The sequence below is a fragment of the Pseudolysinimonas sp. genome (assembly GCF_051954455.1).
Classification (GTDB): Bacteria; Actinomycetota; Actinomycetes; order Actinomycetales; family Microbacteriaceae; genus Pseudolysinimonas.
Genome location: NZ_JBQCHS010000014.1, coordinates 21,637 through 37,590, shown reverse-complemented (window position 1 = coordinate 37,590; position 15,954 = coordinate 21,637). Strand labels below are relative to the sequence as shown.

17 protein-coding genes are annotated in these 15,954 nt (G+C 72.8%); 10 read left to right on the top strand and 7 right to left on the bottom strand.

The window, feature by feature from the left end; all coding sequences use genetic code 11:
* Positions 1-23: 23 nt before the first annotated feature.
* A complete protein-coding gene (locus tag ACTHM3_RS05860) occupies positions 24-368 on the top strand; it encodes a DUF7882 family protein (protein ID WP_440405168.1) in 345 nt (114 codons plus the stop codon).
* Between the two features lie 18 nt (positions 369-386).
* Entirely contained in the window at positions 387-1,250 is an 864-nt protein-coding gene (locus ACTHM3_RS05855) for an alpha/beta fold hydrolase (protein ID WP_440405167.1), read from the top strand.
* Here the strand turns inward: ACTHM3_RS05855 and ACTHM3_RS05850 are convergent.
* The 3 genes from ACTHM3_RS05850 to ACTHM3_RS05840 are packed head-to-tail and all read right to left on the bottom strand — an operon-like array spanning position 1,235 to position 4,090.
* Positions 1,235-2,068, bottom strand: a complete 834-nt coding sequence (locus ACTHM3_RS05850) for a glycosyltransferase family 2 protein (protein WP_440405166.1) — start codon at positions 2,066-2,068, stop codon at positions 1,235-1,237. The genes ACTHM3_RS05855 and ACTHM3_RS05850 overlap by 16 nt on opposite strands.
* Before the next feature lie 13 nt (positions 2,069-2,081).
* Entirely contained in the window at positions 2,082-2,582 is a 501-nt protein-coding gene (locus tag ACTHM3_RS05845; protein WP_440405165.1) for a GNAT family N-acetyltransferase, read from the bottom strand.
* A complete protein-coding gene (locus ACTHM3_RS05840; protein ID WP_440405164.1) occupies positions 2,579-4,090 on the bottom strand; it encodes a DNA-3-methyladenine glycosylase 2 family protein in 1,512 nt (503 codons plus the stop codon). The genes ACTHM3_RS05845 and ACTHM3_RS05840 overlap by 4 nt, the downstream gene beginning before the upstream one ends.
* A 77-nt stretch (positions 4,091-4,167) precedes the next feature.
* Here ACTHM3_RS05840 and ACTHM3_RS05835 point away from each other — a divergent pair, with 77 nt between their 5' ends.
* From ACTHM3_RS05835 to ACTHM3_RS05820, 4 genes are all read left to right on the top strand, one after another.
* The gene (locus ACTHM3_RS05835; RefSeq protein ID WP_440405163.1) at positions 4,168-5,571 is read left to right on the top strand and encodes an FAD-binding oxidoreductase; all 1,404 of its coding nucleotides are present in this window, start codon (positions 4,168-4,170) and stop codon (positions 5,569-5,571) included.
* Positions 5,572-5,639: 68 nt separating this feature from the next.
* A complete protein-coding gene (locus ACTHM3_RS05830; RefSeq protein WP_440405162.1) occupies positions 5,640-6,317 on the top strand; it encodes a hypothetical protein in 678 nt (225 codons plus the stop codon).
* A 51-nt stretch (positions 6,318-6,368) separates the two neighbouring features.
* Complete coding sequence (locus tag ACTHM3_RS05825; protein ID WP_440405161.1) at positions 6,369-6,728, top strand: hypothetical protein; 360 nt, start codon at positions 6,369-6,371, stop codon at positions 6,726-6,728.
* A complete protein-coding gene (locus ACTHM3_RS05820; protein WP_440405160.1) occupies positions 6,725-7,978 on the top strand; it encodes a PrsW family intramembrane metalloprotease in 1,254 nt (417 codons plus the stop codon). Before ACTHM3_RS05825 ends, ACTHM3_RS05820 begins: the two co-directional genes overlap by 4 nt.
* Before the next feature lie 10 nt (positions 7,979-7,988).
* Here the strand turns inward: ACTHM3_RS05820 and ACTHM3_RS05815 are convergent, their stop codons facing one another.
* Positions 7,989-9,053 carry a hypothetical protein gene (locus ACTHM3_RS05815; RefSeq protein ID WP_440405159.1) on the bottom strand — a complete coding sequence of 355 codons (1,065 nt, stop codon included), beginning with the start codon at positions 9,051-9,053 and terminating at the stop codon, positions 7,989-7,991.
* Between the two features lie 144 nt (positions 9,054-9,197).
* On the opposite strand from ACTHM3_RS05815, the gene ACTHM3_RS05810 reads away from it, so the two are divergent.
* The 4 genes from ACTHM3_RS05810 (at position 9,198) to ACTHM3_RS05795 (ending at position 12,425) form a co-directional block, all read left to right on the top strand.
* On the top strand, positions 9,198-10,139 hold the full coding sequence (locus tag ACTHM3_RS05810; RefSeq protein ID WP_440405158.1) for an NADP-dependent oxidoreductase: 942 nt from the start codon (positions 9,198-9,200) through the stop codon (positions 10,137-10,139).
* On the top strand, positions 10,136-10,498 hold the full coding sequence (locus tag ACTHM3_RS05805; protein ID WP_440405157.1) for a nuclear transport factor 2 family protein: 363 nt from the start codon (positions 10,136-10,138) through the stop codon (positions 10,496-10,498). Before ACTHM3_RS05810 ends, ACTHM3_RS05805 begins: the two co-directional genes overlap by 4 nt.
* Before the next feature lie 85 nt (positions 10,499-10,583).
* The gene (locus tag ACTHM3_RS05800; RefSeq protein ID WP_440405156.1) at positions 10,584-11,837 is read left to right on the top strand and encodes a S1C family serine protease; all 1,254 of its coding nucleotides are present in this window, start codon (positions 10,584-10,586) and stop codon (positions 11,835-11,837) included.
* A gap of 186 nt (positions 11,838-12,023) precedes the next feature.
* Positions 12,024-12,425, top strand: a complete 402-nt coding sequence (locus ACTHM3_RS05795) for a hypothetical protein (protein WP_440405155.1) — start codon at positions 12,024-12,026, stop codon at positions 12,423-12,425.
* A 4-nt stretch (positions 12,426-12,429) separates the two neighbouring features.
* Here ACTHM3_RS05795 and ACTHM3_RS05790 read toward each other — a convergent pair whose 3' ends face one another.
* From ACTHM3_RS05790 to ACTHM3_RS05780, 3 genes are read right to left on the bottom strand one after another with little or no spacing between them, the layout of a single operon-like run.
* Complete coding sequence (locus ACTHM3_RS05790; RefSeq protein WP_440405154.1) at positions 12,430-12,948, bottom strand: O-acetyl-ADP-ribose deacetylase; 519 nt, start codon at positions 12,946-12,948, stop codon at positions 12,430-12,432.
* A 5-nt stretch (positions 12,949-12,953) separates the two neighbouring features.
* Positions 12,954-14,126 carry a MarP family serine protease gene (locus ACTHM3_RS05785; RefSeq protein WP_440405153.1) on the bottom strand — a complete coding sequence of 391 codons (1,173 nt, stop codon included), beginning with the start codon at positions 14,124-14,126 and terminating at the stop codon, positions 12,954-12,956.
* 51 nt (positions 14,127-14,177) lie between these two features.
* A complete protein-coding gene (locus tag ACTHM3_RS05780; RefSeq protein ID WP_440405152.1) occupies positions 14,178-15,872 on the bottom strand; it encodes an APC family permease in 1,695 nt (564 codons plus the stop codon).
* Positions 15,873-15,954: the final 82 nt, after the last annotated feature.

Sequence of the window (15,954 nt, the reverse complement as noted above, 5' to 3'; positions counted from 1 at the left end):
ACAGCCTCCGTACAGTTCGCAGGATGGGCAAGATCCTCTACGGCGGTCAGGGCATCGAGATCGACATGGATGACCGGGTCATGGCCCACCTGCAGGCCGTCGTGGCCAGCAAGCTGCGCCGCGGCGAGGGCTTCTTCCTCAACTGGAAGGACGACCTGGCGGTCGGCGACGGCCACAGCGCCGCGTGGATCGCCCCCGACATCCCGCTGTTCTTCAAGTACTACGGCAGTCGCAACATCGAGCTCAACCGCCAGTGGCTCGAGATCATGACGATGGGGGCCAACAGCAACGGCGGCCTCCAACTCGGGGACGAGCCGACCGTCAGCGCACCGGTCAACGGCAACGGCGGCGGGAACGGCTCCGCCTGACGCGCTAGCCTGACCGCCGTGGAGGACGAGGCGGCGCGGCGGGACGCCGCCCTCCCCGAGGTCGACTGGGCCGCCCTCCCGCCGGGAACCGTCGCGTCGCGGTTCGCGGCGCCGAGCGGCGAACTCGCCGTCATCTCGCTCGGCGACCCGACGCATCCGCGCGTCGTCCTCGCCCCCGGCGTGACGGGATCGAAGGAGGACTTCATCCTCGTCATGCCGCCCATCGCCGAGGCCGGGTACTTCGTCCAGGCCGTCGACCTCGCCGGGCAGTACGAGTCGGGCGCGGCCGGCCCGGCGCGCGGCGGCCGCTACACGTACGACCTGTTCGTCGACGACCTGGTCGCGCTCCTCGAGGACGGCGACCCCGCGCATCTGCTCGGCTACTCGTTCGCCGGCACGGTCGCGCAGCTCGTCGCCGTGCGTCGGCCCGACCTCGTCCGCTCGCTCGCGCTGCTCGCGACGCCGCCCGACACCGGCAACGGGTTCGCCCACATGAAGCGGCTCGGCCGGATCTCCGGCGTCGTGGGGCCGCGGCTCGGCGCCTTCTTCATGGTGACGGGCATCAAACTCAACGCCACGCGGGTCGACGCGAGCCGGCTCGCGTTCGTCCGGTCGCGGTTCGCGCACACCGACCGCCGCAGCGTGGACCACATCGTCGACCTCATGCTCCACACGCCCGACGTCGAGGCGGAGCTGCGCGAGCTCCCGATCCCCAAGCTCGTCGCCGTCGGGACGCACGACCTGTGGCCGTGGGAACGCGCCGCGGGGCAGGCCGGGCGCATCGGGGCGCAGTTCGTCCGCTACGAGACCGGGCACTCGCCGAGCGAGACGGCGCCCCACCAGCTCACGCGGGACCTGCTCGCCTTCTACGCGACGGCGTGACCCTCGCCGGGCGTCTCGTCGCCCGGCGTCCACCCCGGATCCCGCGCCGCGCGCGCGTCGGCGGCGAGGCCGTCCGATTCCGGGAGCGGACCCCAGGTGCCGTCCTCGCGCCAGCGATCCCAGAGCGCCTTCCGCCGCCACGGCGACCCGTGGCCACGGAGCGTCGGCACGACCCATCCGACTCGACGGGCCAGGCCGCGCAGGCTCGCGAACGGGCGCGCGGAGATCTCCGCCGTCCAGCTCGGGTCGAGCCGCACCGTCATCCACGGTTTGATGTGCAGGCTCAGATCGAGATCGTCGTGGATGCCGCGGGTCTCGCGGTGCACCTCGCCGCGCAGCTGGGTCCACACCTCGCGGCGCATCGCGAAGTTCGAGCCGAAGACAGGCGGATGTCCGAGCCAGATCGTCATCGACCAGTACATGCCGCCCACCCACCACGCCTTGCCGAGCCGGCGGGTGACCGGGCCGGCACCGTAGAAGGTGGCCCGGCCCGTGAGCAGATCGACGGACGGGTCGGCGAAGTCGGCGAGGGCGTCGGCGATCCAGGTCGGCGGCACGACGGTGTCGGCGTCGATGCGCATGATGAGGTCGCCGCGGGCGGCGTCGTAGCCCGCGGCGGAGGCCCGCGGGATGCCGGCGATCGGCTCCGTGACGACGCGGGCGCCGGCCGCCCGGGCGACATCGGCGGAGTCGTCGGTCGAGCCGTTGTCCACGATCACGATCTCGTCGGCGGGACGCGTCTGCACGGCGAGCGCACCCAGCGCACGGCGGAGCATCGGCGCGTCGTTGCGGGCGGGGATCACGACGGAGACGTTCATGGGCGCCCTCAGACTAGTCCTGAGCGGAGGGATCCTCCGGGAGCTCGAGACGGAAGAAGACGAGGCCCCCGTCGCGGTGCGTCTCGCGGAACCCGGCCTTCCGCAGCACGTTCTGCGACGCCGCGTTCGCCTCCTCCGTGTCGGCCTCGACGGACCGCGCGCCGTGCCGGGCCGCGAGCCCGACGGCGGCGCGGAGCGCCTCCGTCGCGTACCCCCGGCCGCGCGCCGCGGCGACGAGGCCGTAGCCGAGCTCGACCCGGCCGTCCTCCGGCGGCCCGAAGAATCCGAGGCCGCCGATCGCCAGCCCGTCGTCACGGGTGCGCACCTGGTACATCGTGAAGATCGGATCGGGCTCCGCGACACGGGCGTGCCCGCGCAGCGGCACCAGCTCGTCGGCGAACGGGTACCCGGGATGCCAGGCCGCGTCGGTCGGGAGCGGCGCGCCCGCGACGATGCGCTCCGCGAGGGCGGGGGAGATGCTCTCGAGCACGAGGCGCTCGGTGGTGACGATCACGCGGCCTCCCGTCGCGTCGCGGCCGACCGGACCGGTCGCGCGGGCGCCTGCCGCACCACCTTGGCCGGCCGCGCCCGCCAGAGATGCAGCGCGGCGTACGACCGCCACGGAGCCCACGCCCCCGCACGCGCGGTCAGCTCCCGGACCGCGTCGGGCAGCCCCCGCGCGGCGGCGCTCTGCCGGATCACGAGATCGGTGGCGAGGAAGGTGTCGGGGTTGCCGAGCGCGCGGAGCGCGAGGTAGTCGGCGGTCCACGGCCCGATGCCCGGCAGGGCGAGGAGCCGCTGGCGCAGCTCGGCCGCGGGCGTCTCCACGTCGAGACGCAGCCCGCCGTCGACGATCGCGCGCGCCGCCCCCACGATGGTCGCGACCCGGGTCGCCGGGCCGCGCAGCACGTCGGCGCCGTGCTCGGCGATCGCGGCCGCGGTCGGGAAGGCGCCGTCGCCGAGGTCGGTCACGAGCCGGCCGAGGACCGTGCGCGCCGCCGCCACCGAGATCTGCTGGCCCACCAGGGTGCGGAACAGGGCCTCCTCGCCGGCCGCCACCCCCGGGATCCGCATCCCGGGCACGTCCGTCACCAGCGGGCGCAGCACCGGATCGGCGCCGAGCGCCTCGTCGATGGCCACGGAGTCGGCGTCGAGGTCGAACATCCGGCGCACTCGGGCCGAGAGCGCCGGCACGTCGGCGAGGTCGGCGAGCCGCGCCTCGACGGTCACGCCGGGCTGACCCGGGTCGAGGGCGATCCGGACCGCGGCCGTGCCGTGGGGGAGGGCCAGCGACCGCGCGAACGACGTCGCGTCGCCCTCCTCGAGCCCGAGGATCGCGTGGTCGGCGAAGAAGGCCAGGAGCCCGGGCCCGTCGAAGGGCGCCCGCGCGGGGAGCCGCAGCGTGATCGCCGCGCCGCCGTCCGCCGGATGCGCGGGAGCCGATCCTCGCGATCCCCGGCGGGTCAGCGCCCGCAGCTCGGTGGGCGTCGCGCGGTAGACCTCGGCGATGGTGTCGTTGAACTGGCGCAGGCTCCCGAAGCCCGCGGCGAACGCGATGTCGCCGACCGGCAGATCGGTGGAGGCGAGGAGCGCCCGCGCGGTCTGCGCGCGGTGCGCCCGGGCGAGGGCCAGGGGCCCGGCGCCGAGCTCGGCGGTCAGCACCCGGGTGAGGTGCCGCGAGGTGTATCCCAGGCGGCGGGCGAGGCCCTCCACCCCCTCGCGCTCCACGACGCCGTCCTGCACCAGGCGCATCGCCCGCGAGGCGAGGTCGTCGCGCAGGTTCCAGTCGGGGGATCCCGGCACCGCGTCCGGCTGGCAGCGCTTGCAGGCGCGCAGCCCCTCCTCGTGGGCGGCGGCCGCGGTGCGGAAGAAGCTCACGTTGCCCGGTTTCGGCGTGATCGCGGGGCAGCTCGGACGGCAGTAAATGCCGGTCGTGCGCACCCCGGCGATGAACTGCCCGTCGAAGCGGGCGTCGCGCGCCGCGAGGGCGCCGTACATCTCGTCGAAGCCCAGAGCGCCCATGCCGCCCATCCTCGCAGGGGCCTCCGACGGGGCCTAGCGGGATTCGGACATGGCGGCGGGCTTCGTAAGCTGAACCGATGAGCATCGAGGCCGTCTCCGCCCTCCCGCCCGACATGGACCTGCAGGAATCCCTGCGTCGCGAGCTCGGCGAGGTCGTGCGCACCGACCCGGTGGCGCTGCGGGCCGCCCAGGGAGACCGCTCCGGCCATGTCTCCTCCGAGCCGCCGCTCGCCGTCGTCGAGGCGCGCAGCACCGCGGACGTGCAGGCGGCGATGCGGTTCGCGACGGCGCACCGGATCCCGGTCGTGCCCCGCGGCGCGGGGAGCGGCCTCGCCGGCGCCGCGCAGGCGGGCGGCGGCGAGCTCGTCGTCTCGACCGCGTCGATGACCCGGGTGCTCGAGATCTCGCGGGACGACGAGCTCGCGGTCGTCGAGCCGGGCGTCGTCAACGCCGATCTCAACGACCAGCTGGCCGCGCACGGCCTGTTCTGGGCGCCGGACCCGGCGAGCCGCGCGATCTCGACGGTCGGCGGCAACATCGCGACGAACGCGGGTGGTCTGCACTGCGTCAAGTACGGGGTCACCCGGGAGGCCGTCCTGGCGCTCGAGGTCGTCCTCGCGGACGGCCGCGTCATTCGCACCGGTCACCGCACCGTCAAGGGCGTCACGGGCTACGACCTGACGGCCCTCATGATCGGCTCTGAGGGGACCCTCGGCATCGTCACCGAGGCGACCCTGCGGCTGCGGCCGGTCCCGCGCGGGGTGCCCGTCACCCTGTCCGCCGCCTTCGACTCCGTGGAGCAGGCGGCGCGGGCCGCGTCGGTCATGGTGGCGAGCGGGGTCCGCCCCGCCGTGCTGGAGCTGCTCGATGCGACGGCGCTCGCCGGCCTCGGCGCCTACCTCGACCTCGATCTCGGCGGACGCGGCGCGCAGCTGCTCGTCCAGACCGACGGCGACGCCGCCGAGCGGGAGGCGGTGGACGCGGAGACGATCATCCGGACCCTCGGCGGCCGGGTGGAGCGCAGCGCGACCCCCGAGGACGGCGAGCGCCTGTTCGAGATCCGGCGCGCCTTCCACGCCTCCAACGAGGCGCAGGGCGCGGTTCTCATCGAGGACGTCGCGGTGCCGCGGAGCGCGCTGCCCGCCATGTTCGCCGCGATCGAGGCCGTGCAGGAGAGGTACGGCATCCGGATCCCGACCGTCGCACACGCGGGCGACGGCAACCTCCACCCCAACTTCGTGTTCGAGGCCGACACCGTGGACGGCTTCGTCGAGGTGCCGTCACACGTCTGGGAGGCGGCGGACGAGCTGTTCCAGGCCTGCCTGCGGCTCGGCGGCACCCTCACGGGGGAGCACGGGGTCGGTCTGCTGAAGCGCCGCTGGCTGCGCGACGAGCTGGGCGACGACGTCCTCGAACTGCAGCGCGGGCTCAAGGCGGTGTTCGACCCGCTCGGGCTCCTCAACCCCGGCAAGGCGGTCTGAGGAGTCGGAATACCCCGGCGGTCGGGTCGGTTGCATCAAGTGACGTGATGATGACGGACACGATGAACATGACCAGCACCCCTCGGACCACCAGCAGCCGCACCGCTCGCAGCCGTGCGGTCGATCAGGCCGCCGGCACGGGCCGCGGAACGGCGACGCTGACCGCGGTGCCCTCGGCGCAGCGCCCCGCGCGTCTCGCGGTGCCGCGTCCCACGGTCGGCCGCCTCCGGCTGCGCCCGACGCGACGCGGGCGCGGTTTCGTGGTGGGCATCGTCGACGCGGCGGGGCCCGACACGAACGGCTTCGCCCCCCGCGACCGCGTCGCGTGGCGCGACGCCGGTGACGAGCTGCCGGAGCTGCTGCTCATGGACCAGGACGACGTGCTCGGCGTGCCCGGGTGGGTGAGCGACGAGCAGGTCGTCAGCTATCTCGGGCCCGGGCTGATCGCGCGAGCCCTCGTGCGGACGCGTCCGTTCGCACGCGGCGAGGACGTCCGGATCGTGTCGAACGACCGGGTGGTGGCCGAGATGACGAGCGCGTGGGCTCGCTCCCTCGGCGCGCACGTCGTGGATCCCGCCTCCGTGAGCGCGGTCGCGATCCACGACGACGTGCGCATCCGCCGGGCGGGTCTCGGCAGTCACGGGCGTCTCGCCCAGGCCGCGGTGGAGGTTTTCCAGGCGATCCGCCGGGGCGTCTTCGACGGCGTCCCGGCGGTCGCGGAGGCCGACTCGCGCATCGCCGCCTGACCCGCGATCGGGCGGCCCCGGCCGGCTCGCGCCGCCGCCTAGGCTGAGCGCATGGTCGAGGAGAACGACGCCCATGCCGCCGAGCTGCACGAGGAGATCGTGCCGTTCCTCGGCGAGCGGGTCGTGACGATGTTCGCGTTCGCGGTCGCCGACGGCTTCCCGGCTCCGGCGGTCGCCGAGCCCTACCGACGCGAGATCGAGGAGTCGGGCGACGACCCGCTCGACCCCCAGGTGACCGAGGCGGAGCGGCTCCTCCTCGACTGGGGTCGGCTCCGCGGGGCGGGGCGCGCCGGCGAGCAGCCGGAGCTCTCCGAGCGCATCGCCGAGACCTTCCAGCCGAAGCTGCGCGAGCTGCTCGAGTCGTACGCGTCGGCCGTCGTCGACCGCTGCCGTCGCGAGATCGTCCGATGAGCACCCCCGCACCCCAGGGCGGCCCGCCGCCGGGCGCGCCGGTCGGGGGAGCCGTGCTCGCGGCGCCCGCGGACATGCAGGCGCACGCGGCCCAGCCGCTCCACCCGCCGCAGCTCGCGCGGCCGCGCCGCGACACCGGCATCCTCCTCGGCGCCATCATCGGCTACATCGTCGTCGGGGTCGCGATCCTGCTCGTCATCGCGTACCTCGCGCTGGTGCTGGGCGGCACGATCCTCTTCATCGCCGGGTTCATGGCGCTCATCCCGCTCACGATCGTCCTGCTCGGGGCCTGGTGGCTCGACCGCTGGGAGCCGGAGCCGATCGGGGTGCGGATCTTCGCCTTCCTGTGGGGAGCCGGGTCATCGATCGTCATCGCGCTCCTGGTCGACACCGCGGCGCAGGTCTTCATCAAGGCCCACGGTGGACCCAACGGCGTCACGGAGTTCGTGCAGGCCGTGGTGCAGGCGCCGATGGTCGAGGAGGGTGCGAAGGGGCTCGGCGTCCTGCTGATCTTCCTCGTCGCCAACAAGTACTTCGACGGGCCGGTCGACGGCATCGTCTACGCGGCGACCGTCGCCGCCGGCTTCGCGTTCAGCGAGAACATCCAGTACTTCGGGCTCGGTATCGCCGACGCGAAGAGCCTCGGCGACGTGATCTTCCTGTTCGTGCTGCGCGGGCTGCTGTCGCCCTTCGCCCACGCGATGTTCACCTCGATGACCGGTCTCTTCATCGGGCTCGCCGCGCTCCGCGGCGGCCGCTGGCTCGGCGTCCTGTTCGCGATCATCGGCTGGATCCCCGCGGTGCTGCTGCACGCGTTCTGGAACGGCTCGCTCTCCTTCGTCTCCGACTTCTTCGGCTACTACCTCGTGGTGCAGGTGCCGCTCTTCGTGCTCACGATCGTCATGGTCGTGCTTCTGCGGCGGCGCGAGGTGCGGCTCACCCAACAGCGCCTCGGCGACTACGCCGCCGCCGGCTGGTTCAACCAGGGCGACATCATCTCGATCGCCACCCCGGGCGGGCGTCGGCAGGCGCGGGCGTGGGCGGCGATGCGCGGCGTCCGTCCCGTGATGAAGAACTACATCCGGGATGCGACCCGGCTGGCGCTGACTCGCAACCGGATCGTCGTGGGGCGGGATCGCGCGTCGGCGCAGCTCGACGAGGCGGCGCTTCTGACGCGCATCTCGACGGAGCGCGCGCAGCTGCGGGCGGCGGCCGCCGCGCCGGTCGCGCCCCCTCCTCCGGGCTTCTGAGACCGGGCTTCTAGAAGCCGGTGACCCGCGACACGATCGACCACCCGATCCAGCCGACCACCACCACGACGCCGATCACGGCGCCGAGCGAGACGCCGTGGCGCAGCCGCGCGCCCTGCGGCGCGACCACGTCGCCGACGATCGAGCTCGCGACCCGGTCATCGCGGTAGTGCTCGGTCTGGCTGGCGGCTTTCGCGCCGACGGTGTCGACGATGCGGAAGAAGCGCTGATACGTCGAGGGGTCGTCCATGTCGAGCGGCCGCGAGGAGTACGCGAAGAACCAGTCGTCGACGATCTCGACGTCGAACGGCGCGGCCTCGTCGATGAGGAGGGCCATGAGGTCGGGCGTGAACACGTAGAGCGCGTCGGTCTCGTAGTCCTTCGGGCAGTACAGCGTGAAGTACCGGTCGAAGTCGCCCTCGAGGTGGAGGATCTGATCGCGGGCCAGCGCGACCGGCAGGTTGGTGCCGAGGACCCCGTTGTTCTGGCGCGAGTCGAGCACGATGTTCGGGAGCCGGCGGTCGAGCCGGATCGCCAGGAAGCTCCAGTGGTGGGTCGTCTGGTTCTTGCCCGATCCCGTCGTGTACTCGTACCCGCCCATGTCGACGAACCGCCCGGTGCGCGTGCTCACGTGCTCGCGCACGATGCGCTGCGATCCCAGCTGGAAGACCAGGCCGGGGTACCCCGGCATGAGCGCCTGCGGGGCGAAGTCGAGGCCGTTCGCCCGGGCGAACGCGTCGATGCGGGCCCAGCGACCCCAGCGTCCGCCGCTGCGCAGGAGACGGCGCACGACCACCACGGCGCCGCCGATCGGGAGGATCAGGAAGAGCAGTCCGATGACCGCGCCGATCGGCGAACCGTTCCGGATCGCGCCCACCATCGTGGTGGCGGCGACGCCGCCGAAGATCACGATCGCGATCCCGCCGGCGAGCAGACCGACGGCCGCGCTCATGAGCTGCGCCGGCGACATCTCCGCCCAGGGAGCGCCGGAGGCCCGCGCGGCGGCCCGGTAGGCCTGCACGGCGGAGGGAGGTATCGGCGCGGTCAGCGGCGCGAGATCGAGCGTCGTCGGCATGGGGCCCATCCAAGCGCACCGGCGGTTAAAGACTGATCGCCCAGTGGCGGGTCGAAGACTCCGGCTCTTCTGGGCGATCAGTTGATCTGCATCCAGGATGCGCCGACCGGGCCGCGAGGTCAACCCCTGCGTAGCATCGGACGGGTGAGTCGCGTGGTCCGGTTCGACCGGTTCGGGGGTCCCGAGGTCCTGCAGGTGGTCGAGGAGCCGGTTGCCGAGCCCGGCCCGGGCGAGGTGCGGGTCGCTCTGCGGGCCGCCGGCCTCAACCCGGCCGACTACAAGCGCCGCGCCGCGCCGGGTCCCTACGACGTGACCTTCCCGGCGGGCATCGGACGCGAGCTCGCCGGCATCGTCGAGGCGACCGGTCCCGGCGTCGAGCGGCTCGTGGCGGGCGACCAGGTCTTCGGCTCCGTCCCGGACGGTGCGTTCGCGGAGCGGCTCGTGCAGGCGGAGAGCTACTTCGAACGAAAGCCCCTCGGCCTCGACTGGGAGACCGCGGGCGGCCTCGCCCTCGCCGGCCAGACCGCCTGGGACGCGCTCGGCTCGCAGGATCTCCGCGCGGGCGACACGATCCTCGTGAGCGCGGCGGCGGGTGGCGTCGGCACGGTGCTGACGCAGCTCGCCGTCCACCGCGGCATCCGGGTGATCGGCAGCGCGTCGCGCGGCAACCACGACTGGCTCCGCTCCCGCGGCGTCGAGCCGGTCGAGTACGGCGACGGTCTCGTCGCCGCGGTCCGCGCCCTGGCACCGGACGGCATCACCGCCGCCTTCGACCTCCACGGCGCGGACGCGGTGCGCCAGTTCCTCGAACTCGGGGTCGACCCCGAGCGCATCAACACCAACGCGACCGATCCCGAGCCGTTCGGCATCCGCCGGGTCGGCCGCGGGCCGACGGACCTCGACACCCTCGGCGCGCTCGCGGCCCTGGTGGTCGCCGGTCGGATCGAGCTGCCGATCGCCGCCGCCTATCCGTTCGACCGCGTCCGCGACGCGTTCGAGCGCCTCGAGATCGGTCACGTGCGCGGCAAGGTCGTGCTCACGGGCGACGCGCCGGTGTCGGTGGAGCTCGCTACACCGGAGCCATGACCGACACGCAGACCGTGAGCACCTGGGTCGAGGGCTACCGCCGGGCCTGGGAGAGCAACGCCGAGGCCGACATCCGCGCCCTGTTCACCGACGACGCCGTCTACCGCGACGCCCCGTGGGAGGAGCCGCGCACCGGTGTCGACGCGATCGCGGCGAACTGGACCGAGCACGCCGACCAGCCGGGGGAGTGGACCTTCGAGGTGGGCCCGATCCACGTGGACGGCGACACCGCCTTCGTGCAGGCGGTGACCGACTACCTGCAGCGCGGCGTCGTCTACGACAACCTCTGGATCATCGGCTTCGCGCCCGACGGCCGTGCGGCCTCGTTCACCGAGTGGTACATGAAGCGCGGATCCTGACCGCTCGTCGAACGCCGAGCGTGCTCTCGACGAGGCCGCAGCCTCGTCATAGGGTCCGCCAAGAGATCGGGCGTGCGATGAGGACATGGATGAGACCCCGACCCCCGACGACCGCGTCACGCCCCCGACCGCCCCGGCCCTGCAGCCGACTTCCGCCCCCGCATCGCGTCGCCGCACGCGGGTGATCATCGGCGGCGCCACCGCGCTCGCCCTCGGTGTCGCCGCCAGCGGGCTCGGCCTCACGGTGGCCGCGGGCGGTCTGCTCGAGCACCTCATCGCGCCGACGTCGCGGTCGACGGTCGAGCCCGGGATCTATCGTGGCGGCAACGCGACCGGCGGGCAGCGCGCCCCGTTCGGCGGCTACGGGTTCGGATCCGGCGGCTCCTCGTCGGCCCCCGGCACCACCTCGAGCGCGACGGCCGCCTCCGCCGCGCAGAAGAAGGGCGTCGTGACAATCGTGTCGCAGCTCGGGTACGACGGGAACTCCGAGGCGGCCGGGACGGGCGTCATCCTGACCGCCAACGGCCGCATCCTCACCAACAACCACGTCGTCGAGGGGTCGACCTCGATCTCGGTCACCGTCGAGAGCACCGGCCAGACGTACACCGCGAAGGTGGTCGGCACCGACGCCACCGACGACGTGGCGGTGCTCCAGCTCGTGAACGCCGACGGCTCGAAGGTCACCGGTCTGACGGCCGCGAAGATCGACGCGAGCGGTCTCCGCGTCGGCGACACCGTCACCGACGTCGGCAATGCGGGCGGCACGGGCGAGCTGGTCGTCGCGAGCGGCACCGTCGCGGCGCTGCAGCAGACGATCCAGGTCGCCGACGAGTCGACCGGCGCGCAGAAGTCGCTGAGCGGGCTGGTGGAGCTCGACGCCGACATCCAGTCGGGCGACTCCGGCGGCCCGGTGCTCGACGCCCAGGGCGAGGTCGCGGGCATCGCGACGGCCGCCTCCACCGGCAGCCGCGACGTCACCGGTTACGCCATCCCGATCACGACCGCGATGGCGGTCGTGGATCGGATCGTCGCCGGCGACGCGAGCGGCACGATCATGATCGGCCTGCCGCCGTTCCTCGGTGTCGAGCTGGCATCGGACCAGCAGTCCGGGGGCGCCACGATCGCGGGCGTGATCGACGGGATGCCGGCGGCGCAGGCGGGCATCGCCGCCGGCTCCGTGATCACCGCGGTCGACGGCACCGCGGTCAGCGACGCGGCCGGGCTGCAGGCGGCCATCGCGGCGCACCGCGTCGGCGATCAGATCTCGATCTCGTGGACGGACGCGAGCGGCGTCGCGCACCAGGCCCCGGTCACCCTGATCGCCGGGCCGGCCGCGTGAGACTTCGACACGGAGATCGACGCTGAGAGACTGACGCTGAGAGACGGACGCTGAGAGACCGCAGATGATCCGGCTGCGGATGTTGCCGTCCCCCGTTCGGGTGTCCGTAGGATGGCCGACATGACCGCAGCGACTCTCAGTCTTCCGCTGCGTTCGAGTTGTGCACGTTGCGGCGTGGGGGCGCCCGTGAACAGCCGGTTCTGCTCGGCCTGCGGCACCGCCCTCGCGGCGGAGCGGGTGGCGGCTCCGGTCGATGTGGCGACCCGGCGCACCGTCCAGTTCGGCATCCTCACGATCGCCGCGAACATCGTGGTCGGCGCCGCGACGTTCGGCGTCGTCTACCTGGTGTCGGGCGCGCCGCGGTACATCACCGCGGCACTGCTCCTCGAGGCGCTCCACCTCCTGGTGGTGGGCGCGCTCGCGCTGCAGACGCTCCGCTTCGGTGTCCGGGCGGTCCAGCACCGCCGTGACGGCCGCACCCGGATCGGCCCCTGGCCGATCGTGGCGATGACGGTCGCGGGACTCGTGCTGCTGTCGCTGTTCGCGTCGTTCGCGCTCGTGGCGGCGATGGACCTGGGCGCGCTGTAGTCGATCAGCCGTCGACCGCGGCGAGAGCCGTGTCGAACGCGTCCTTCGCCGCGTCGCCGAACAGCACGAAGACCACCCGGTCGACGTCGGACCGGGCTCCGGCGACCGTGTCGATCGCGATCCGCGCGGCGTCGTCCATCGGCCACCCGTAGACGCCGGCGCTGACCGCCGGAAACGCGACGGTCTGCGCCCCGAGCTCGTCGCTCACCCGGAGGGACTCGCGGTAGCAGGAGGCGAGGGTCGCCGAGCGGTCCTCGCGCGGTGACCACACCGGGCCGACCGTGTGGATCACCCACTCCGCCGGCAGCCGTCCGGCCGTCGTGGCGACGGCTCCGCCGGCCGGGAGGCCGTCGGGCAGCACCGTGGCGCGCAGCTCGCAGCATGCCGCCAGGATCTCGGGGCCGCCCGCCCGATGGATCGCGCCGTCCACCCCGCCGCCGCCGAGCAGTGAGGAGTTCGCCGCGTTGACGATCGCGTCCACCGCCACCCGGGTGATGTCGCCGCGCAGGGTCTCGATCCGCATCCGACTCACCCCTTGACGCAGGCGCCCGACGACACGGTCGCGTTCAGCCCGGGGGCCTGCTGCACGACCGGCGAGAGCTCCGCGTCGGTCATGGCGTACCCGAGGTTCGACTGGTTGGCGCTCCGCGCGAAGACGATGCCGGCGATCCGACCGTCGGTGGCGAGCAGCGGACCACCCGAGTTGCCCGGCTCCACGGTCGCGTTGAGGGAGTAGATCTCGCGGACCACGCGGTCGCGGTCGTAGATGTCGTCGACGCTCGACCGCGTGACGGCGAGCACCTTGGCCGAGCCGGTCGTGAAGGGGCCGCCGAACGGATAGCCGTCGACGACGGCGTCCGTCCCGGCGTCGAGCGTGTCGCCCATCGCGATCGGCGCGACCTGGAGGCCCGGGACGGCGAGCACCGCGAGGTCCTTCTCGGGGTCGAAGAACACGATCCGCGCCTCGAGCGCCTGCCCGTTCGGGGCCTCCACGACGGGCTGGGAGACCCCGGCCACGACGTGGGCGTTGGTGACGACCCGACCGTTCGTCACGACGAAGCCGGAGCCCGACTGGTTCTGGCCGCAGGCGTAGGCGGTGCCGCTGATCCGGACGACCGACTCGGCCGAGCGCTGGAGCGCCTGCGTGTCGGTGGGGCCGGTGGGCGGCGCGGTCGGCGTCGGACCGCCGAGATCGAGGGTGGGCAGGCCCTCCGAGAGCACGGTCGAGCGGAGCTGCGCGAGCGCGGCCTCCAGCGGGTCCGGCGTCGCGGCCGAGATCGCCTTCAGCACCCAGGAGTTGCCGGCGGCGCTCGAGAGGACGGGGATGCCGAGGCCGCCGATCCCGCTGCCGATCGTGCCGATGACCAGCGCCGCGACCACGAGATTGGCGACACCGCCGAAGAACCGGTCGATCGGATTCAGGCCCGTGCGTCGTCGTCGCAGCGAGCGGCCGACGAGCGCGCCGAGGCCGTGCCCGCCGAGCAGCAGCACGCCCGCCGCCGCGACGATCACGAAGGTGCGCCAGAACGGGTCGGGCACGATCGTCGCGAGCACCGGGATGAGGAAGAACGCGACGACTCCGCCGGCGACGACGCCGAGGATCGCGCTGGCGCTCCGCACGAAGCCGTTGCGGATCCCCTCGCCGAGGTAGACGAGGAGCAGCAGGACGAGCAGCACGTCGAGAAGGCGTGCGGCGATCATGCGCTCAGTGTGCCAGCCGTCGGCTGTGGGAGCTGTCGGGGCCCGCCGTGATCACGCCGAGCGTGTCGGGGCGGTCTCCTTCTTCTCCTCCTCCGCGCTCTCGTCCTCCGCGTCGCGGATGTGCTCGTCGGTGCGCTTCTTGGAGAGCCGGAACCGCATCGCGAGGACGTAGATCACCACGGTCACGACCGCGTTGATCAGGAAGACCCAGCCGAACAGTTCCGGGTGCGTCTCCGGATCGCAGAGCCAGCTGATGAGCGCCATCGCGGTGAACCAGGGGAGCAGCCAGACGGCGCCCTCGCGGAAGTCGAGCTTCTGCCGCGTGCCGCGGGCCCGGCCGACGAGCTGGAAGATCAGGAGCAGGACGTAGCCGATCAGGATCGTGGCGAACAGCTTCGAGTTCGTGGTCCACCCGGCCCAGTAGACGATCATGTTCGACGCGTAGAAGCCGAGCAGCGGGATCACGTCGCCGAACGGGAGCTTGAAGGGGCGCTCGCGCTCCGGCTCCACGCGTCGCAGGACGCCGACCGCGAGCGGTCCGACGCCGAACGAGATGACGGTCGCGCTCGTGATGAATCCGACGAGCTGCTGCCAGCTCGGGAACGGCAGGAGCACGATGAGTCCCGCCACGAGCGTCACGACCAGCCCGACCCACGGGACGCCGTGCGTGTTGATCCGGCCGAGGGCGGCGGGCGCGTTGCCGTTCTTGGCGAGCGCGTAGCTCACCCGCGACGAGACCGCGGTGGTGATGAGCCCGGTGTCGGCGGGGGAGACGATCGCGTCGATGTAGAGGATGAAGGCGAGCCAACCGAGTCCGGCGAGCGTCGCGATCGCCGCCAGCGGCCCGGCGTCGTTCGTGAAGCTCAGCTTCTCCCACCCGCCGGATCCCAGCAGCTTCGCCGGCACCCCCAGCGTGAAGGCGACCTGCAGGCCCGCGTAGATCAGGGCCGTGATGCCGACGGAGCCGATCACGGCGAGCGGGATGTTGCGCTTGGGGTTGCGCGACTCCCCGGCGAGCTCGATGCCTTGCCGGAATCCGACGAACGAGAACACGATGCCCGCCGTCGAGATGGCGATGAACACGCCCGGGACCCCGCCGGGCGCGAAGCCGTGGCTCGTGAAGTTGGCGGGGCTGCCCATCGACGTCGTGCCGAGCGCCGTGATGATGAACACCGCGATGACGAGGACGATGATGCCGAGCTTCCACCAGACCAGCACGTTGTTGATCTGCGCGAAGAGCTTCACGCCGAAGTAGTTGAGCAGTACGAACACCGCGAGCAGCAGAACGGCGGTCGCGTAGCCGAGCGGCGTGAGGACGTGCTGCACCTCGCCGCCGGCCTTCGCCGCCTCCGTGAACGGGAAGAACCGGGTCGCATAGGTGAGCGCGCCCTCCGTCTCGATCGCCGGCACCGTCACGGTCGCCACCCAGGTCACGAACCCGAGCGAGAAGCTCGTGAACTGCCCCCAGACGAGATGCGGATACCGGATGACGCCGCCCGAGATGGGGAACATCGGCCCGAGCTCGGCATACGTCAGCGCCAGCAGCATGATCAGGATCCCGCCGATCAGCCACGAGAAGATCGCTGCCGGCCCGGCGATCCTCGACGCGTTGAACGCGCCGAACAGCCAGCCGGATCCGATGATCCAGCCGATGCTCGCGAAGAGGAGCCCGAGGGCCCCGATGTCGCGCTTCAGCTTGGGCTGGGCGGCGCTCCCGCCGCGGGTGGATGTGCTGGTGCTCGTCATCGTCGAAGATCCCTCCGGCTCCGACGTTGCTCCTCGGGGGCTCCGGTCGGAGGCGACTGCCAGCGCGCTCTCAGCCCGCGGA